The sequence below is a fragment of the Streptomyces sp. NPDC059524 genome (assembly GCF_042749255.1).
GTDB lineage: Bacteria > Actinomycetota > Actinomycetes > Streptomycetales > Streptomycetaceae > Streptomyces > Streptomyces xanthii.
The window spans coordinates 1-18,971 of record NZ_JBHYTK010000157.1; the positions used below are offsets into that span (position 1 = coordinate 1).

Consider the following 18,971-nt stretch of genomic DNA (forward strand, 5'->3'; position numbering starts at 1 on the left):
CCCTGAGATGCGCACTTCGTGCGCGATCTCATCGGGCGCCAGGGCATCGGGGAAATGCGACCCGAAGGGTCTGCATTTCAGGGGCGCGGGGAACTGCGCGACCAGCCCCCACCGGCCCGCGCCCCGCGACGAACGTTCAGAGCCCGTGGCGCCGGGCCACCATCCGTTCGACCGCCGCGCGCGACAACACCCGCCGCAGCGCGAAGACGACCGGCGCGTTACTGCCCACCGCGTAGAAGGGGCGCGGCCGAGCCGACTCGACCGCCACCAGCACCTTCGCGGCGACCTTCTCCGCCGGGATCCCGGCCGCCTCGTTCCGGTTCAAAGCGGAGAGCATCGTGTCGTAGGCCTCCCGGAACGGCGACCCCTCAGCGACGTACTGCGTGCGCCGCTCACTGATCCCCGTCGCGATCGACCCGGGCTCGACCGTCACGATGCCGACCCCGTACGACGCGTACTCCCGCCGCGCCGCACTCGCGAACCCCTTGATCGCCGCCTTCGACGCGACGTACGAGGACCGGTAGGCGAGCGGGAAGCTGGCCAGCATCGAGCCGACCATGACGACCCGCCCGCGCCGCCGCTCCCGCATCCCGGGCAGCACGAGCTGGCTGAGCCGCACCGCGCCGAGGACGTTGATCTGGAAGAGGCGGCGCACCGCGTCCATGGGGAGTTCCTCGAAGGGGCCGCTCTGCGATTCGCCCGCGTTGTTGACCAGCACGTCGACCGGCCCGGCGGCGGCCGCGCAGGCCTCGATGCTCGCGTCGTCGGTCAGGTCGAGGGCGAGGTAGGTGACGCCCTCGACGGGGGAGTCCACCTTCTCCGGGTCGCGGCTCGTGCCGTAGACCCGGTACCCGCGCCGCACCAGCGCGGCGGCGACCGCGGCGCCGATGCCCGAGGAGGCGCCGGTCACCAGCGCCGTGCCGCGGGCGCTCACGCGAGGCTCCGGGCCAGCGCGCGCCCGGCCGCGCGGCCGGAGAAGATGCAGCCGCCCAGGAACGTTCCTTCGAGCGCGTTGTACCCGTGCACGCCGCCCCCGCCGAACCCGGCGACCTCGCCGGCCGCGTACAGCCCGTCGAAGACCGAGCCGTCGGGCCGTACGACCTGCGAGTCCAGGTTCGTCTCCAGGCCGCCGAGCGTCTTGCGGGTCAGCAGGTGGAGGCGTACGGCGATCAGCGGGCCCTGCGCCGGGTCGAGCAGGCGGTGCGGCTTCGCGACGCGCGTGATGCGGTCGGGCAGGTAGGAGCGGGCGTTGCGGACCGCCATGAGCTGGAGGTCCTTGGAGTAGCCGTTGCCGACCTCGCGGTCGCGGGCCACGATCTCCCGTTCGACCTGCTCGTAGGAGACGGGCGCGTCGGGCGTCAGCTCGTTCATGCCCGCGACGAGGGCCTTCAGGTTGTCGCGGACGACGAAGTCCTCGCCGTGGTCGAGGAAGGCCTGCACCGGGCCCGGCGCGCCCTTCTTCACACGCTGGAGCACCAGCTTGAGGTCCTTGCCGGTGATGTCGGGGTTCTGCTCCGAGCCGGAGAGCGCGAACTCCTTCTCCACGATGGCCCGGGTCAGGACGAACCAGGTGTGGTCGTGCCCGGTCCCGGTGATGTGCTTGAGCGTGGCGAGCGTGTCGTGTCCGGGGAACAGCGGCGCGGGCAGCCGCCTGCCCTCCGCGTCCAGCCACAGCGAGGACGGGCCGGGGATGATCCGGATGCCGTGGCCGGGCCAGATCGGGTCCCAGTTCTTGAGGCCCTCGGTGTAGTGCCACATGCGGTCCCGGTTCACGAGGGACGCGCCCGCGGTCTCGCTGATCTCCAGCATGCGCCCGTCGACGTACGCGGGGACGCCGGTCACCATCGACTCGGGGGCCGGGCCCATGCGTTCGACGGGCCAGTTCTTCCTGACGAGTTCGTGGTTGGCGCCGATGCCGCCGGAGGTCACGACGACGGCCTGTGCGCGCAGTTCGAAGTCGCCGACGGTGTCGCGGGAAGATGCGACGCCGCGCGGTTCGTCCGAGGGCGCGAGGAGCGAGCCGCGCACGCCGATCGCGGCCCCGTCCTCGACGATCAACTCGTCCACGCGGTGGCGGTACTTGAAGGTGACCAGCCCGCGCGTGGCGGCCTCCATGACGGGCTCCCGGAAGACGCGGACGACCTCGGGCCCCGTGCCCCACGTGATGTGGAAGCGCGGCACCGAGTTCCCGTGCCCGGTGGCCGTGCCGGCCCCGCGCTCGGCCCAGCCCACGTTCGGGGTGACCTTCAGTCCGAGCCCGTACAGGTAGTCGCGCTTCTCCCCGGCGGCGAACCGCACGTACGCCTCGGCCCACTTGCGCGGCCAGTGGTCCTCGCGCTCCCGGTCGAAGCCGGCCGAGCCCAGCCAGTCCGCGAGCGCCAGCTCGTACGAGTCCTTGATGCCCATGCGGCGCTGCTCGGGGCTGTCCACGAGGAAGAGCCCGCCGAGCGACCAGAAGGCCTGGCCGCCGAGGTTCGCCGCGTTCTCCTGGTCGACGAGCAGGACGCGCTTGCCCGCGCGGGTCAGTTCGTAGGTGGCGACGAGCCCGGCGAGCCCGGCTCCGACCACGATGACGTCTGCACTGGTGTCACTCACGGGGTCTCCCTAGGGGTGCTGTAAGCGTTCAGTACGTTCATGAAGAGGGCCTGGCGGCGGGCCCGTACGACCGGGTCGTCGGGCTGCATGAGGACCTGTACGGCCGTGCCGTCGTGCACGGCGACCAGGGCGTCGCCGAGTGCCTCCTCGTCGGGCACCCGCCGGCCGAGCCGGTCCAGGGCGGTCACGAAGACGGGCAGGATCGCCTCGCGGATGGCGTGCTCGCGGGCGGTCATGACGCGGCGCAGGCCGGGGGTGCGCAGGGCGTGCGCGGTGAATTCGGCGGTGATCCGGTACCAGGCCTCGTCCAGCGGGGTCGCGTCGATCGCGGCCCGCACGGTGGCCTCGGGTCCGGCCGGGTCGAGCCCGGCGAGCGCGGCCCGCAGATCGGTGAGCATGCGGGCCGAGCGCTCCTCCCACAGGGCGAGGAACAGCTCGTCGAGGGAGGAGAAGTTCGAGTAGAAGGCGCCGCGCGTGAAGCCGGCGCGCTCGCAGACCTGCTCCACGGTGGAGCGGCCGAAGCCCTCCTCGGCGAACACGTCCAGTGCGGCGTCGAGCAGCCGCTGCCGCGTGCGGGCGCGCCGCTTGGTGATGGTGCCGGTGCTGCCGGGCGTGTCCGTCATCGCCGCCGCCTCCCGATCGGATACATGAACGTATTCGATACGTTCATGTATCCACAAGGGTCGTGCGGACGGTACCGGGCCGGGCGGCTCAGCCGGTGAAGACCTCGACGAGGGACCAGACCGCGAGCCCCAGCATGCAGACGCCGCCGACCCGCTGCACGGTCTTCAGCGGCACTCGCTTGGCGATGAACCGGCCGGCGACCAGGGCGAGCGCGGACACCGACATGAGGGCCGCTGCGGAGCCGATGGCGGTGGACCAGGTGCCGTTCGTGGCGGCGAGGTTCGCGGTGGTGATCTGCGTGAGGTCGCCCCACTCGCTGATGAAGACGGCCATGAACGCGGTGCCGTAGACCGGCCAGAAGCCCGTGACCGTCTTGCCGCCGGCCTCGTCGCCCTCCTCGTCGTCGTCCCCGCCGCGCAGCAGCATGAACGCGCCGAAGCCGAACATCAGCGCCGACACCAGCTTCACGGTCCAGCCCGGCAGCAGGGAGAGCAGCGAACCGGCGCCCACCGCGATGGCCACGTGCACGATGAACGCGCTGGAGGTGCCGAACCAGACGTACAGCGGCTTCATCCGCGTGCCCATGGCCAGGGAGGCGAACATGGTCTTGTCGGGGAGCTCGGCGAGGAAGATCAGCCCGAAGGCGGTGAGGATCGCCAGGGGGTCGAGATGCATCGGGGGCGCTTTCTCTGCGGGCGGCCGGACCTTCGCGAACCCACCCACTGCGCGGGGAGGACCACTCGACCCGGCAGCGTCGGACACACGTCGCACGGGGTCGCGCGACGTGGCGTACTGCTACTGCCTGGTCGAAGGTCTCGCCCGCCCTCGCCCGATCGGCGGGGGCCCGGCCACCGGGAACCCGGGGGTTCCAGTGTGTCGACGACCGGTTCGCGGGGCTACTCCCCTTCGCTTGCTCCGTCAAGGGTACACGCCGGGCGTTCAGGCACCCCCGTCCCGCGCCCAGGGGCGGCGGACCAGCAGGAACGCCGCGATCGCCGCGAGGACGAGGGCCGCGCCGCCGATCGTGAGCCAGGCCCCCGGGCCCGCCGCGGACGCCGCGTCCACGGTGAGGTCGGCCGTGTTGTCCGCCCGGCGAGGGTCGGCGGCCCCGTACACCGTGGTGACCGCGTCCGTGCCGTCCACCGACGCCTTGTCGATGCGGAACGTGAACGTGTACGAGAGGGTCGCGCCCTTCGCCATCGCGGAGCCGCCGGTGCCACCGCAGGTGTAGCGGCGGCCGCCGGGCTTGCCGAGGCCGAGGAAGTCGTCGGTGTCGTGGCTCGCGTGCGGGGTCCTGCGCCCGTAACAGGGCTGAGGTGCCTTCACGACGGTCAGCCCGTCGGGCACGCGCAGGGTGACCGGCGCGAGGTCGCTCGTGCCCTCCTCGCGGGTGGGCGCGCGGGAGCCGGGGCCGTTGTTGCGCACGGAGAGCGTGGCGGTGACCTCGTCGCCGACCGCACCCTTCAGAGTGGCTCCGGTGACGGCGAAGTCGGTGGTGTTGGTGGTGGCGACCGTGCTGCTGACCCGGTCGCCGGGGCGCCCGAGGTCCTTCAGGACGGCGGCGTCCGCGCGGGTGCGGGGGGTCGCGGTGAGCACGGGGCCGTCTCCGGCACGGTCGTTCGGGGGGCCGCTGAACGCGGTGACGTCCTGCTCGACGGTCTCCGAGACCGCGCTGTCTGCCACGGTCAGCCCGCCGAAGTCGAGGTCGTAGGACTTGAGAGGGGCGAAGGGGCCCTTCAGGTAGCAGGTGACCGTGGTGCCCGGTCCGCCCGCGTCCTCGACCGAGGTGCAGTTGCGGTACGGGGCCGAGGCGGGGGCGAGCCCGGGGGACAGCGTCATCGTCCAGCGCACGGTACGGACCGGCTTGAGCGAGTAGTTGGTGAACCCGGCCGGCGTCTCGACGGTCGAGCCCGGCTCGACGCCCTTGACGGCGCGGGGTGCCCGGTCGACGCGTATCTGCCCCTCGGGGAACTTCACGTCGACGCGGTGCTCGGCGCGGTGGCCCTCCGCGTCCTTCGCCGTGATCCGGACCTTCGCGGACCTGCCGACCGCGCTCGCCCGGCCGGTGCCGAGGGTCAGGGTGCCGATGCGGCGGGGGACCCCGCGCACGACGCCGCGGACGTTCTCGCAGACGCCGAGCAGGTCGCCGTCCGGGTCGCAGGGCACCGCGACGCCGTCGGCCATGGACTTGAGGGCCCGGGCGTCGACGGTGACGGTGGCGTCCGTCTTGCCGCCCGCCCACGGACCGGTGTTGCTCAGCCAGATGCCGGTGTCGGGGGTGGGCGTCTGGAAGCCGCTGCCGCCCCTGGACGGGATCACCATGGAGGCGTGGTCGACGATCAGGGCGAGAGCGGGCGCCGGGTCGGGGGCCGCCGGGCTCGCGGCGGCGGGCGCGGTGGTGACCGGGGTGACGGCGGTGGCGGCGCAGAGGGCCAGCAGGGCCGATCCGAGGGTTCGGGACAGGGATCTGGATCTGGTGAGGGTCACTGGTTCTGCTCCGTCTCCCGGATCGTGGTGCGGCGCCGGATCAGGACGGCGGCGCCGAAGAGGACGCCGACAGCGGCCGCGCCCACGGCGCCGATGCCCCAGACGGGCGGGCCCGCGACCATGTCCCCCTCGAACGAGCCGCTCTCGGCCCGCCCTTCGATGTCCACGCTGACCGGGGCCCGGTTGTCCTCGGGGTGCGCGTCGTTCTTGGTGAGGTCGAACTCCGTGGCGACCCGGATCCACCCGTCCGTCCGCACTCCGCGGCTCGGCTCGTCGAGACGGAAGGCGAAGGGGAAGTTCTCGAACTGACCGGGCGTCATGAGGTCGCTCTTCTGGAGCCGGTGCTGCGAACAGCGGTAGCGCACGGGGTCCTTCCTCGTCTTCCGCTCCTGCGCGTGGCAGGTCTCGGGCGCGTCGACGACGGTCACACCCGTCGGGACGGTCAGCTCGACGACGTTCGCGGTCTCGTTGTCCGACTCCCCGTCGAAGACCGCGCTCGCCGTGCCCGGCCCGTTGTTGGTGAAGAAGAACTCGGCCTTCACGACGTCGCCGACCTCGCCCTTGAGCGTGACCGGGTTGACGGAGAAGTCGGGCTTGTTGGTCGATTCGATGCGGGTGCGGAGATGGAGCAGCTCGTCCCGCACGTACGTGGTGTCCCGCGCGGGCCGCTCGGTGAAGGTGAGGGTGCGTCCGGTGCCGGCGCGGCTGCCCGGCACCGGGGGGACGTCCGACTTCCCCGGCTCGTGGATTTCGCTCGCGTAGTACACCGTGTCCCCGGCGGCCTGGGGGCCGAGCCGTACGGCGCCGAGGTCCAGGTTGTAGGAGCCGCCGGGCTTCACGGTGCCGGTCACCGTGCAGAGCATCCCGGGCGAGTGCCCCGGGGTGGTGCCCGACGCGGCGGCGGGGACGGGCTCGTACCGGCAGTTGCGGAACCGTTCGACCGGCACCAGCCCGTCGGAGAACGACACGCCCAGGACGAGCGAACGGTACGTGCGGCGGCTGAAGTTGGTGAAGCCGCTCGGCAGCGCGACGGTCGAGCCGGGCCGCGCGTCGGTGATGCCGGTGATCGCCCGGTCGAAGCGGGGGCCCGGCGCGGTGACGCGCAGCGTGATCCGCGCCGTGTCGACGGTCTTGCCGTCCCGCTTCGCCGTGACCTCGATCGTGCCCGAGCGCCCGGCGGCCGTGGAGCGGGCCGAGGGCCTGGAGTTCAGCGTCACGGACAGTTCGCCCGCGAAGCGGCCGACGTGCACGTCGTCGCCCGGGCACGCGCCCACGAAGTCGCGGTCCTGGTCACAGGGCAGGAAGGAGCTGTCGGTGATCAGGTCCTCGACCCCGGACGCATCGATGACGAAGGAGTACCGGGCGGCCGAGGCCGTGTCGACGCCCTTCAGCGCGATGCGTGCCGGCTCGCCGTCGGTGCCGAGCCCCTGCGTCGCCTTGAAGGGGTCGACCTCGACGACGGGCGGGACCTCGAGTCGTGGCGCGTCGTCGGCCGCGGCGGCCGGGCCCGCGCCCAGCAGGCCGAGGGCGGCGCAGGACAGGGCGAGGCGGCGGACGCGGGCGGAGGCCGTGACGGATCCGGGCGGGGGCAAGAGCACTCCTTCGGCTGGTACAGACCCGGCCCGGCCGAAGGAATCTCGGCCGGGCCGGGCGCGCGTACGCCTCGCAGACCGGTGGCATTGGCCGAGGGTTGTACGGAGCGCAATATTCCGCTCGCCCCGCCCCTTGACCGGCCCCCGCCTCACGAAAGCGCCGACCCCCTCCTCACTAGGCATGTCCCCCCGGCGCCATGCTCCTCGGCCGCCGCACCTGACAGGACTTCCACCGGGTCTGGGGCCGGGCCTGATCGACCACTACACCCTGCCGATCCACCCCCTGACCCTCGGCACCGGCACCCGGCTCTTCGAGCACCCGGCCCCGCGCAGGGAACTGACCCTGACCCGCACCGTGACGACCCCCGAGGGAGTCGTCGTCGCGCACTACACGCGGACCCCGGAAGCCGGCTGAGCCGCCGCGCGCCGCCACGCCCGGTCGGTCAGCAGACGCAGGCCGTTGAGGCCGACGAGGACGGTGGAGCCCTCGTGGCCGGCGACGCCGAGGGGGAGGGGAAGCGTGCCGAACAGGTCCCAGGCGACCAGCGCCGTGATGAACGTCCCCGCGATCAGCAGGTTCTGCACGACGAGGCGGCGGGCGCGGCGGGAGAGGGCGACGGCGGTGGGGAGGGCGGAGAGCTCGTCACGGACCACGACCGCGTCGGCCGCGTCGAGCGCCAGGTCGGAACCGGCGCGGCCCATGGCGACGCCGGTGTGCGCGGCGGCAAGCGCGGGGGCGTCGTTGACCCCGTCGCCCACGACGAGCACCCGCCGCCCGGCCCGCTCCAGCTCCCGCACGGCCGCCACCTTGTCCTCGGGCAGCAGCCCGGCCCGTACGTCCGTGATGCCGAGCCCCGCGGCCAACTGTCCGGCGGCGCGCGGGTTGTCGCCGGTCAGGAGCACGGGCGCGGTCCCGGTCAGCAGGCCGAGTCCGCGGGTCGCCGCGGCGGCGTCGGCGCGGAGCCGGTCGGCGACACCGAGGACCCCGACCGGCCTGCCGTCGAGGCGGACCAGGACGGCGGTGCGGCCCTGCTCCTCCAGCCGGGCGGCCGCGTCGAGCGCCGGGCGGTCGTGGGCTTCGTCAGGGTCGGGGCCCGTGAGCCGGTGCGGGGCGCCCACGGTCACGCGTACGCCGTCGACCGTGGCCTCGACGCCGGTGCCGGGGCGGGCCGCGAAGTCCGTGGCGGCGGGCAGCGCGGCCGGGCCGCGGGCGACGGCGGCCTCCACGACCGCGCGGGCCAGCGGGTGTTCGCTCGAGTGCTCGGCGGCGGCCGCCCAGCGCAGCACGGCCTCCTCGTCGAGTCCGGAGCCGGGGACCGTACGGACCTCGACGACGCGCGGGGTGCCCTCGGTGAGCGTGCCCGTCTTGTCCAGGGCGACGGCGTCGACCTGCCCCAACCGCTCCATGACCACAGCGGACTTGACCAGTACGCCGTGCCGTCCCGCGTTCGCCATCGCGGACAGCAGCGGTGGCATCGTCGCGAGGACGACGGCGCAGGGCGAGGCCACGATCATGAAGGTCATCGCCCGCAGCAGCGCGTCCTGCACGGCGGCGCCGAACAGCAGCGGCACCCCGAAGACCAGCACGGTCGCGGCGACCATGCCCAGGCTGTAGCGCTGCTCGACCTTCTCGATGAACAGCTGCGTCGGCGCCTTGGTCTCCGCCGCCTCCTCGACCATCTTCACGATCCGGGCCAGCACGGAGTCGGCGGGATCGCGGGTGACCCGCACCCGGAGCGCGCCCGTGCCGTTGAGCGTGCCGGCGAAGACCTCGTCCCCGGCGAGCTTCGCCACGGGCAGCGGCTCGCCCGTGATCGTGGCCTGGTCGACCTCGCTCGCCCCGGCCACGACCTGCCCGTCGCCGCCGATCCGCTCACCGGGCCGGACCAGGACGAGGTCCCCGACGGCGAGGTGCGCCGCCGGGACGGTCTCCTCGGTGCCGTCGGCCGCGATCCGGGTCGCCGTGCTCGGCGCCAGGTCGAGCAGCCCCCGCACCGAGTCCGCCGTACGGGCCGTGGCCACCGCCTCCAGCGCGCCCGAGGTGGCGAAGATGACGATGAGCAGGGCCCCGTCGAGCACCTGCCCGATGGCCGCGGCGCCGAGCGCCGCGACGACCATCAGCAGATCGACGTCGAGGGTCTTCTCGCGCAGGGCCTTCAGCCCTTCCCAGCCGGGCTCCCAGCCGCCGGTCACGTACACGGCCGCGTACAGCGGGCCCCACAGCCACCCCGGAGCCCCGGCCAGGTCCAGGGCGAGCGCGCCGAGGAACAGCAGCAGCGCGGCGAGCGCCCAGCGGACCTCGGGCAGGGCGAGCAGGCGTGTGCGCCCGCGGGGCGGGAGGCCCGGGGAGCCCGTGGCGGCCCGGTCCGCGACCGGTTCCTGCTCGAGCACGTACGGCGGCATGACGAAGACCCCTCGATCGGCGACGGAGAACCGGGACCGGAAGCCGGGAACCGACGGCCGGCGGCCGAGGCCATCACCATACACGTTCATGTGAACAGGTCTTCAGGTGTCGTGGGTAGGATGCCCGTATGGGTCACGGAGCCGGCACGACCACCAGCGCCACCACGCGCGAGCGCCTCGACACGGTCGGCGTCGCCGACGTGGCCGCCACCCTCCAGGCCCTGGCGACCCCGTCCCGTCTGCGCATCCTGGCCCGCCTGCAGGAGGGCCCCTGCGCGGTCGGCGACCTGGCCGCGGCCGTCGACATGGAGCCCTCCGCCTGCTCCCACCAGCTCCGCCTGCTGCGCAACCTGGGTCTGGTCACGGGTGAGCGCCGGGGCCGCTCCATCGTCTACGCCCTCTACGACAACCACGTCTCCGAGCTCCTCGACCAGGCGCTGTACCACGTGGAGCACCTGAGGCTGGGCAAGCACGACGAGCCGGCGGACGCCCGCGAGTCCTGAACTCGCCCTTTTCGAGCCTGATTTCAAGACCCGGTACCGATTCCTCGGTACCGGGTCTTGGCGTCGCGCCCCGGGGTCCCTACCTTGAGAGCAGAATGTGAGCCCGGCTCATCTTTAAGGATCTCCCCCATGGTCAACGTTCAGCCTTCGTGCTACAGACTCAGATCCCTCGGCGTGGTCTCCGTGCTCCTCGCCGTGCTGGCGCTGGTGCTCGCTCCGGGGCCCAGCTCCGCGGCGGAGCCCCACTGGTGGGAGCCGACCGCGCGGCCGGCCCCCGACTCGCAGATCGACGTGACGGGCGAGCCCTTCAAGGGCACCGACGCCCAGGGCCGGGTCAGGGGCTTCGTCGACGCCCACGACCACATCATGTCCAACGAGGGGTTCGGCGGCCGTCTGATCTGCGGCAAACCGTTCTCCGAGCAGGGCGTCGCCGACGCGCTCAAGGACTGCCCCGAGCACTACCCCGACGGCACCTTCGCCGTCTTCGACATGATCACGAAGGGGGGTGACGGCAAGCACGATCCCGTCGGCTGGCCGACGTTCAAGGACTGGCCCGCCCACGACTCGCTGACCCACCAGCAGAACTACTACGCCTGGATCGAGCGCGCCTGGCGCGGCGGCCAGCGCGTCCTGGTCAACGACCTCGTCACCAACGGCGTGATCTGCTCGGTCTACTTCTTCAAGGACCGCGGCTGCGACGAGATGGACGCCATCCGTCTCGAGGCGAAGAAGACCTACGAGATGCAGGACTTCATCGACAAGCAGTACGGCGGCCCGGGCAAGGGCTGGTTCCGGATCGTCACGAACAGCGCGCAGGCCCGTGAGGTCGTCGAGCAGGGCAAGCTGGCCGTCGTTCTGGGCGTGGAGACCTCGGAGCCGTTCGGCTGCAAGCAGATCCTCGACGTCGCCCAGTGCGGCAAGGACGACATCGACCGCGGCCTGGACGAGCTGAAGAAGCTCGGCGTCAGCAGCATGTTCCTGTGCCACAAATTCGACAACGCCCTGTGCGGCGTGCGCTACGACTCCGGCGCGCTCGGCACGGCCATCAACGTGGGCCAGTTCCTGTCGACCGGCACCTACTGGAAGACGGAGGACTGCAAGGGCCCGCAGCACGACAACCCCATCGGCAACGCCCCGGCCCCCGAGGCGGAGAAGCGGCTGCCCGAGGGCGAGGAGGTCCCGACCTACGAGTCGGGCGCCCAGTGCAACACCCGCGGTCTCACCGACCTCGGCGCCTACGCGGTGCGCGGCATGATGAAGCGCAACATGATGCTCGAACTCGACCACATGAGCGTCAAGGCCGTGGGCCAGTCCCTCGACATCCTCGAGTCCGAGGCGTACCCGGGCGTCATCTCCTCGCACAGCTGGATGGACCTGGGCTGGACCGAACGCCTGTACAAGCTCGGCGGGTTCGCCGCGCAGTACATGGGCGGCTCCCAGGGCTTCGTCGGGGAGGCCGCGCGCACCAAGGACCTGCGTGAGAAGTACAAGGTCGGATACGGCTACGGCACCGACATGAACGGCGTCGGCGGCTGGCCGGCCCCGCGCGGCAAGGACGCCCCGAACCCGGTGACGTACCCCTTCCGCAGCTTCGACGGCGGCTCGGTGATCGACAAGCAGACCACCGGCGAGCGCACCTGGGACTTCAACACCGACGGCGGCGCGCACTACGGCATGGTCCCGGACTGGATCCAGGACATCCGCAACGTCGGTGGCGAGGAGGTCGTCAAGGACCTCTTCACAGGTGCCGAGTCCTATCTGCGGATGTGGGGGAACACCGAGAAGTACGCGCCCGGGAAGAACCTCGCGACGGCCGGCGTCGGCGCCTGGGCGTCCTCGTCGGAGTGGTGGAACCCGTTCGAGAGCTTCCAGCCCGGCCGGGCGGTGGACGGCGACAACTCCACCCGCTGGGCCAGCGAGTGGAACGACGACCAGTGGCTGCGGATCGACCTCGGGTCCCCGCAGCAGGTCGGCCGTGTCACCCTCGACTGGGAGAAGGCGTACGGGAAGTCGTACCGGATCGAGCTGTCCACGGACCGCGAGAACTGGACGACGGCGTGGTCCACGACCGCCGGTGACGGCGGCTTCGACACGGCACGGTTCGACAGAACAGAGGCCCGCTACGTACGGATCAAGGGCCTCGAACGCGGCACGCAGTGGGGTTACTCGCTGAAGGAGGTCGGCGTCTACACCGGCTGAGGCACGATCCGGTCGCCGAGATAGCAGTTGAGGACGCGCTTGCACTCGGTGATCAGCCGGGGGTCGCCCTGCGGGTCGGTGCGGAAGGCGAGTTGCAGCACGCCGTCCGCGCACTCCAGGGCGACCCGCACGGCGATGTCCAGCTCGTCGTCGTCCGGGACGCCGGTCAGCGCGCCGGTCAGGGCGCGCAGCCGCCCGGCGACCGCGGTGTTGTTGTCCCGCGTCGGCTCCAGGACGTGGTCCTGGCCCACCGCGCCGAAGTCCACGACACCGAACCCGGTGATCGTGCGGCGCATCGCGACGAACTCGTCGACGGTCACGTCCACGATGCCCGCGATGCCGTCGGGCGCCTCGCGCTCCAGCCGGTCGGTGACCCGGGCCAGGAACAGCTCCAGGTTGCGGGCGGCGAGCGCGCCGATCAGCCCCTCCCGGTCGGAGAAGAACTGGTAGAGCGTGCCGATCGGCACCTCGGCCCGGCGGGCCACCTCCTTGGTGGTCAGCGCGGCGTAGCCGACCTCGTCGAGGATCTCGGCACAGGCGTCCAGCAGCCGTTCGAAGCGCTCGACGCTGCGCTTCTGGACCGGCAGCCGGCGCAACGTCCCTGCAGTGCGGTCTTGATTCACGCTTCCATCATCCCACCGAGGCGATTAACGTGAGTACTGCTCATGTTTCGAGAGTTGGGGGTCGGCCGTGGAACTGGATCTGGACCATCTGCCGAAGGACTTCGTCTGGGGCGCTTCGACGGCGTCGTACCAGATCGAGGGCGCCGTGGAGGAGGACGGGCGCGGCCCGTCGGTGTGGGACACCTTCACCGCCCGCCCCGGCACGGTCCGCGACGGGCACACCGGCGCGGTGGCCTGCGACCACTACCACCGGTACGAGGAGGACCTCGCCCTGATGGCCGAGGCGGGCCTCACCGGCTACCGCTTCTCGATCGCGTGGCCCCGCGTCCTGCCGACGGGCGCCGGCCAGGTCAACGCCCGGGGCCTGGACTTCTACGACCGCCTGGTCGACGGCCTGCTCGCCCGCGGCATCGAACCCGTCCCGACCCTCTTCCACTGGGACCTCCCGCAGGCCCTGGAGGACGAGGGCGGCTGGACGAACCGCGACACGGCCCACCGCTTCGCCGAGTACACCGCGATCGTCGCCGACCGGCTCGGCGACCGCGTCCGCCGCTGGATCACCCTCAACGAGCCGTTCGTCCACATGGTCTGGGGCTACGGCCTGGGCGTCCACGCCCCCGGCCGCGCCCTGTTCCTGGACGCCCTCCCGGTGGCCCACCACCAACTCCTCGCCCACGGACTGGCGTCGGGGGAGCTCCGCGCGCGCGGCCTGGAGGTGATGATCGCCAACAACTGCACCCCGGTCTGGCCGGCCTCGGACTCGGCCGGGGACCGCGCGGCCGCCGACGCCTACGACACCCTGCACAACCGCCTCTTCAACGACCCGCTCCTGAAGGGCACCTACCCCGACCTGTCGGCCTACGGAGCCGACGCCACCCTCGGCGGCTCGGTGAAGGACGGAGACCTCGACCTGATCTCGGCCCCCCTGGACGCCCTGGGCATCAACTACTACAACCCGACCCGCATCCAGGCGCCGACGTCCGAGGGCCTGCCCTTCGAAGAGGACCCCATCGAGGGCTACCGCCGCACGGCCTTCGACTGGCCGGTGGTCCCCGACGGCCTGCGCGAACTGCTGGTCACCCTGAAGGACCGCTACCCCGCCCTCCCCCCGGTCCACATCACGGAGAACGGCTGCTCCACCGACGGTGCGATCCACGACCCGGACCGCATCGACTACCTGGCGACCCACCTCCAGGCGGTCGACGCGGCGATCGCCCAGGGCGTGGACGTACGCGGCTACTTCACCTGGACCCTGCTGGACAACTTCGAATGGGCGGAGGGCTACCACCAGCGCTTCGGCCTGGTCCACGTGGACCACGAGACCCAGCTCCGCACCCCGAGGTCGTCCTTCACCTGGTACCGGGACCTGATCAGGGAGCAGCGCCGGGGCTGAGCCGGGCGGAGGTCACCGGCAGCGTTCGGCAGTGACGAGATAGCTGACGAAGTCGACGTCCGGCCGCGCCTTCGCCCAGCCGTCCGCGGCCCCCTCCACCGGGACCAGTTCGGCCGAGCCCGGAACGGGGCAGTACCTGTTGCTCGTGCTGCCGGCGGGAAGCTCGTACCGGCAGTGCACCTCCGTGACGGTCAGCACCCGCAGCCGGCTCGGCGGCGGGTGCTCCTCCGGCCCGTGATGCTCCTCGCGGAAATCGATCGCGCCGGCCCGCTCGTCACCGAGGAAATCGGCATGGTCCTCGGGGGTCGCCTCCACCAGACTCCACGACACGAGGTCCCCGGGGCCGAAGCTCTCGCCGCAGCACTGCATCTGCCAGCCGTCGACCCAGATCGTCACCGTCATGGCTGCAGTATCCGCCCGGCGCGGTCCGATCGCAGGGGCTCCCCGGTAACGTCGCCCGCATGATCAACGGCGCCCACGTCATCCTCTACAGCCGCGACGCCGCAGCGGACCGGGCCTTCCTGCGCGACGTCCTCGGGTACGCGTACGTCGACGCGGGGGACGGCTGGCTCGTCTTCCGGCTGCCGCCCGCCGAGGCCGCGGTCCACCCCGCCGACAGCCCCGCGCACGAGCTGTACCTGATGTGCGACGACATCACGGCGACGGTCGCCGAACTCACCGCGAAGGGCGTCGAGTTCACCGAACCCGTCACCGACGCCGGCTGGGGTGTGAAGACCACCCTCCGCCTCCCCGGCGGCGGCGACCTGGGGCTCTACCAGCCACGCCACGCGACGGCGCACGACCTCTGAACGGACCCGGCGCCCAGGGCTGGGAACCGCGCCCCCGCGATGGGAGGATCACCGCGCTGCCGCGCCGTACCCGAGGGGGCCCGAGGTGCCGTCCACCGAGCTCAAGCACCGGTTCGAGATCGCCGCGCCGCCCGAGAGGGTCTTCGCGCACCTGGCCGAACCGTCGAACTACATAGGCCTGTCCCCGCTCCTGGTCGCCGTCCGGGACGTGCACCGCACGGAGACGGACGGGACCCTGCACTACACGGCCGTGGAACGCTTCCGCTTCCTCGGCGTCCTCACGCACGACAACATCATCGGCGTCACGCTCGTCGCCGCCCCCGACCGGCTCCCGGCCCGGGCCGAGATCACCGGCGAGGTCCGCAGCCCCGCCCGGGTCCGCATGAGCTACCGCTTCACCATCGACCGCCACGCGTCCGGCAGCGTCGTCACCGACACCCTGCACCTGAGGACACCCCCGGGCCTGCTCCGCTTCGCGGCCTCCCAGGCGGGCGCGGTCCAGCAGAACCGCGCCCGCGTCCTCACGGCCCGCCTGTCCGGCGCCTAGTCAGTCGCCGGAGCCTGGAACACCTGCGCCCGCCCCCGCCGCCCCCGCCGCGACGATCGTGCCCTGCGCCGTCGCGACGAGCCGCTCCTCGCCGTCCTGCTCCATGTAGATCAGGCACTGGCACACGGCCTGCCGCCGCGTGGTCACCAGGGACGTGGCCCGCGCGATGACGACGTCACCGGTGGCCGGCCTGCAGTAGTTGATCTTGTACTCGGCGGTGAGGGCGTCGCCCCCGAGCGCGAGCCCGCCCGCGAACGTGAGCGCGTTGTCGGCGAGATAACTGAGCACCCCGCCGTGCACGAACCCGTGCTGCTGCTGGAGCTCGGGCCGGTTCTCGACACGGATCTCCGCGGAGTCGCTCCCGACCGCGGTCAGCTCGGCCCCGATGAAGCCGCTGAACGGCTGCGCCTTGAAGACGGCTTGAGCGAAGGCGGTCAGATCCTGCGTCATGGCGGTGTCCCGTCCCGTCCGATGAACTGAATCAACGTTCAGGTCATGGTACGAGCGGGGCGACGGCCTCACAAGGCTGTTCGGGATCCCCGCCCCGAAAACACAGGAAGGGCCTGACCCGCTTTCGCGGATCAGGCCCTTGACCTGGTCTTACGGCTGTCGGGGTGGCGGGATTTGAACCCACGACCTCTTCGTCCCGAACGAGGTTCGGGGAGGGATATCGCCTGAGGGGACGGTGTTTACGCAGGTCAGGTCGGGTGGTTTGGTGAGGGGCTCGCTAGGTGTCGCGGGGGTCTGGGGAGCAGGTCGGCTCCCAAATGGGCCCCAGCTCGCCCGCGAGAGAGTCTAGTCAGCCGTGCAAGGCGGTCACCGCAGTTGTGAGGGCCTGCACGATGGTGACGACGGATGCTACGGCGCCGACGGCAAGGCCGAGGTCTTCGAGATTCTCCGTCAGGCGGCGCTGGTCAGGGTTCGGGCTGTCGAGTTCCTCTCCGATGCGGGTGGCTGTGCGGTGGGCTAGATCGGGGTTGTTCAGATCTGCCGTGTGTTCGTCCAGCGCGGTGGTCAGTTCGGCCAGCTTTGCTCGTGCCGTTGCCAAGTGTTGGGCGGCATCTGGAGAGACGCCGCCGATATGGACCTGTCGTTGGTCTCCGCCGACACGCCCGGTGTTGATCTGGTTGCCACTGCCCGTGATGTGGACGCCGCCGCCCGCGTCAAGCCTGCCTCGCCAGATTCCCATGTCATCCCTTCGCCGTCATGTCGTCTGCCGGTTTCGCCTGTGTCTGATTGCCGTGCACGTTGCCGGTGTTCACCTGGTTGTTGTCGCCGTTGATGAAGACCTTGGTGACGAACTGCTCTGCCTGGCGCCGGAATTCTCCGGTGGATGCGCCGTGGTCGTCCAGGAAGGCGCTAACCGTGCTGAACATTCGTGACTGGAGAATGGAGATGTGCCGGGCAACGTCCTCGGCCTGGTGCATGTCCTCGGGGTCACGGAGGGCACAGTGCTCGCGCAGGCTGACTGGATTGCCGTTGCCCCAGGGCTTCTCGTCCGTGTCCATTGCTTTGGCCACCTGCTGGCGCAGGACGTGTCCGCATACGCTGGGTAGGAGGCTGATCAGCGCGCGCAGGAGGATGCAATACGACCTGTGGGCTAGGGCGATCGTGTCGCCGAGGGCATGAACCGGCGTGAGCACGATCTTGCGGACGAGTGCCCAGCCCCGGGCGGGTTCGGCGCGGACTTCCTTGCGCAGGGAGGCGAGCACGTGCGGGCGGGTCACGAAGTGCAGCGTCTTGCCTTCCAGCGCAGCGTGCGCGAACACCGTCACGACGGTCTGGCCTTCCCAATTGACGACCTGGGCTGCCAGGTAGCGCCGTGAGAGATGTCCGGAGGGGGCCTGTCGTCCTTCGGCGATCATCTCGCCGGCTTCGGGCCAGGATGCCAGCTCGGGTGCTTCGGAACTCTCTGCCCGCAGCCCCTTCTGCGGGCGATCTGGGGCGCATGGGAGGCTCTTCCACCGGCTCTGGGGCACGGCGAGTGTCTCGAAGACATCGCAGTGGGGCAGGGCGTGAGTTTCGACGAGGGTGCCGCTGAGGCGTTCTAGTTCGTCGCGCACCTTGTCGAGCAGTTCGTCGGCCTCGAACTTGCGGAGTCCGCGCTGGCCACTGTTGGCCCGAACGGCATCTTCTGCGTCCTCGCCCCCGTCGTCGGTCGCGCGGCGAGCCGGGGTGAGCTGGATGCGCGGCCCGCCTGACGGCCATGGATCGAGACCGGCGCCCACGAACCGGTGCCGTCCTTCCGCTTCCTTCAGGTACGGGGTGCTCTGCCAGAGCTCCGCCGCCTCGCACCCGGCGATCTTGGTAGCGGCACGAGGAGCCAGCCGCGGGCGTCGCGCGATGCGCTCGCTTGCCCGGCGCAGGGAATGGGCGTACCCCAGGGCGACCCAGCCGTCGACAGCGTAGACGGCGGTGAGGAGAAATGTCAGCCACACTCCGGCCGACACTGCGTCCTGAACGGCGAATGCGACTGCTGCCGAGCGAGCCTTTAGCTGGGTCCAGACAAGGAAGGCACCGGCGGCCGTCACGGCCATGGGCACCAAGCCACTGAGACCCCAGCGGACCAGTGCACTGAAGCGGCCGGAGGCGACGAAGACGTGATACAGCACTGATATGGCCGCGAGGGTCACTGCACCCCACGGGTGACGTGCAGTGACCAGCGTCGCCAAGCTCGCGAGAAGCAGGCACCGTACTCGCTGTTGCCGGCGGGCCGCGACCGCGTGCGTCAGCACCGGGGCCAGATTGAAGCCGAATGAAGGGGCCGGTCGCTTATGCGCGTTGAGCACATTGTCCAGGCTCCATGCAGCGAGCTGTTCACCGGCGATGTCGGGCAGTCGCCGTATCTCGCGTTCCCGCCGCCCGAGTGTGCGGTCCTGCCAGCGGCCGACCAGGTCACGGGCCTGGCCGATGCGGTCGACGCGCTCGTGCATGATGCACGCGAGCTGGCGTGTGACGGCATTCGGGCCGGGGGGCTCGTCGCGCTTGCTGTAGGTGTCCCGCCAGGGCCAGTGGTTGCCTGTGGCCTTCGCCTCGTGCGGGCCCGGCTGCAGGGGGGTACCGGGGAGGGGGTCCGAAGAGCCCTGCCTTTGCTTGCTGGTAGGAGAACAACGGCCCCGCGACGGTATCCGCCACGGCAGCAGGGACATGCGCCACCTCCCCGGATACCCCTGTCCTGTGCGGGCACATCCTGCCC

18 protein-coding genes are annotated in these 18,971 nt (G+C 71.4%); 6 read left to right on the plus strand and 12 right to left on the minus strand.

Annotated elements, in window-relative coordinates:
• Window positions 1-136 precede the first annotated feature (136 nt).
• The 6 genes from ACFW9D_RS31545 to ACFW9D_RS31570 form a co-directional block, all read right to left on the minus strand.
• Window positions 137-934, minus strand: a complete 798-nt coding sequence (locus ACFW9D_RS31545; RefSeq protein WP_384627584.1) for an SDR family oxidoreductase — start codon at window positions 932-934, stop codon at window positions 137-139.
• Window positions 931-2,595 (minus strand): FAD-binding dehydrogenase, encoded by a 1,665-nt coding sequence (locus ACFW9D_RS31550; RefSeq protein ID WP_384627587.1) that lies wholly within the window; start codon window positions 2,593-2,595, stop codon window positions 931-933. Before ACFW9D_RS31550 ends, ACFW9D_RS31545 begins: the two co-directional genes overlap by 4 nt.
• Window positions 2,592-3,218 carry a TetR/AcrR family transcriptional regulator gene (locus ACFW9D_RS31555; RefSeq protein ID WP_384627590.1) on the minus strand — a complete coding sequence of 209 codons (627 nt, stop codon included), beginning with the start codon at window positions 3,216-3,218 and terminating at the stop codon, window positions 2,592-2,594. Before ACFW9D_RS31555 ends, ACFW9D_RS31550 begins: the two co-directional genes overlap by 4 nt.
• Before the next feature lie 88 nt (window positions 3,219-3,306).
• Window positions 3,307-3,894, minus strand: coding sequence for a TMEM165/GDT1 family protein (locus tag ACFW9D_RS31560; RefSeq protein ID WP_188338168.1), 588 nt, complete (start codon window positions 3,892-3,894; stop codon window positions 3,307-3,309).
• 264 nt (window positions 3,895-4,158) lie between these two features.
• Window positions 4,159-5,706: a hypothetical protein gene (locus ACFW9D_RS31565; protein ID WP_384627593.1), complete on the minus strand. Its 1,548-nt coding sequence runs from the start codon at window positions 5,704-5,706 to the stop codon at window positions 4,159-4,161.
• Window positions 5,703-7,298 (minus strand): hypothetical protein, encoded by a 1,596-nt coding sequence (locus ACFW9D_RS31570; protein ID WP_384627595.1) that lies wholly within the window; start codon window positions 7,296-7,298, stop codon window positions 5,703-5,705. Before ACFW9D_RS31570 ends, ACFW9D_RS31565 begins: the two co-directional genes overlap by 4 nt.
• A gap of 181 nt (window positions 7,299-7,479) precedes the next feature.
• Between ACFW9D_RS31570 and ACFW9D_RS31575 the strand changes: the two genes are divergently transcribed.
• Window positions 7,480-7,713, plus strand: coding sequence for a hypothetical protein (locus ACFW9D_RS31575; protein WP_384627598.1), 234 nt, complete (start codon window positions 7,480-7,482; stop codon window positions 7,711-7,713).
• On the opposite strand, the gene ACFW9D_RS31580 is transcribed toward ACFW9D_RS31575, so the two are convergent.
• Entirely contained in the window at window positions 7,686-9,701 is a 2,016-nt protein-coding gene (locus tag ACFW9D_RS31580; protein ID WP_188338172.1) for a heavy metal translocating P-type ATPase, read from the minus strand. The genes ACFW9D_RS31575 and ACFW9D_RS31580 overlap by 28 nt on opposite strands.
• Window positions 9,702-9,829: 128 nt before the next feature.
• Here ACFW9D_RS31580 and ACFW9D_RS31585 point away from each other — a divergent pair, with 128 nt between their 5' ends.
• Window positions 9,830-10,204 carry a helix-turn-helix transcriptional regulator gene (locus ACFW9D_RS31585; RefSeq protein WP_188338173.1) on the plus strand — a complete coding sequence of 125 codons (375 nt, stop codon included), beginning with the start codon at window positions 9,830-9,832 and terminating at the stop codon, window positions 10,202-10,204.
• Window positions 10,205-10,333: 129 nt separating this feature from the next.
• Window positions 10,334-12,403 (plus strand): discoidin domain-containing protein, encoded by a 2,070-nt coding sequence (locus ACFW9D_RS31590; protein ID WP_384627601.1) that lies wholly within the window; start codon window positions 10,334-10,336, stop codon window positions 12,401-12,403.
• On the opposite strand, the gene ACFW9D_RS31595 is transcribed toward ACFW9D_RS31590, so the two are convergent.
• On the minus strand, window positions 12,391-13,026 hold the full coding sequence (locus tag ACFW9D_RS31595) for a TetR family transcriptional regulator (protein ID WP_384627603.1): 636 nt from the start codon (window positions 13,024-13,026) through the stop codon (window positions 12,391-12,393). The genes ACFW9D_RS31590 and ACFW9D_RS31595 overlap by 13 nt on opposite strands.
• Window positions 13,027-13,099: 73 nt before the next feature.
• On the opposite strand from ACFW9D_RS31595, the gene ACFW9D_RS31600 reads away from it, so the two are divergent.
• Window positions 13,100-14,419 (plus strand): GH1 family beta-glucosidase, encoded by a 1,320-nt coding sequence (locus ACFW9D_RS31600; protein ID WP_384627621.1) that lies wholly within the window; start codon window positions 13,100-13,102, stop codon window positions 14,417-14,419.
• A 12-nt stretch (window positions 14,420-14,431) separates the two neighbouring features.
• Here ACFW9D_RS31600 and ACFW9D_RS31605 read toward each other — a convergent pair whose 3' ends face one another.
• A complete protein-coding gene (locus tag ACFW9D_RS31605) occupies window positions 14,432-14,821 on the minus strand; it encodes a DUF6578 domain-containing protein (protein WP_384627605.1) in 390 nt (129 codons plus the stop codon).
• Window positions 14,822-14,880: 59 nt separating this feature from the next.
• Here ACFW9D_RS31605 and ACFW9D_RS31610 point away from each other — a divergent pair, with 59 nt between their 5' ends.
• A complete protein-coding gene (locus ACFW9D_RS31610; RefSeq protein ID WP_384627607.1) occupies window positions 14,881-15,228 on the plus strand; it encodes a VOC family protein in 348 nt (115 codons plus the stop codon).
• Between the two features lie 85 nt (window positions 15,229-15,313).
• Window positions 15,314-15,775: an SRPBCC family protein gene (locus tag ACFW9D_RS31615; protein ID WP_384627610.1), complete on the plus strand. Its 462-nt coding sequence runs from the start codon at window positions 15,314-15,316 to the stop codon at window positions 15,773-15,775.
• Here the strand turns inward: ACFW9D_RS31615 and ACFW9D_RS31620 are convergent, their stop codons facing one another.
• From ACFW9D_RS31620 to ACFW9D_RS31630, 3 genes are all read right to left on the minus strand, one after another.
• Complete coding sequence (locus ACFW9D_RS31620; RefSeq protein ID WP_384627613.1) at window positions 15,776-16,225, minus strand: PaaI family thioesterase; 450 nt, start codon at window positions 16,223-16,225, stop codon at window positions 15,776-15,778.
• A 349-nt stretch (window positions 16,226-16,574) separates the two neighbouring features.
• On the minus strand, window positions 16,575-16,964 hold the full coding sequence (locus tag ACFW9D_RS31625) for a hypothetical protein (protein ID WP_384627616.1): 390 nt from the start codon (window positions 16,962-16,964) through the stop codon (window positions 16,575-16,577).
• A gap of 1 nt (window position 16,965) precedes the next feature.
• Entirely contained in the window at window positions 16,966-18,924 is a 1,959-nt protein-coding gene (locus ACFW9D_RS31630; protein WP_384627618.1) for a hypothetical protein, read from the minus strand.
• Window positions 18,925-18,971: the final 47 nt, after the last annotated feature.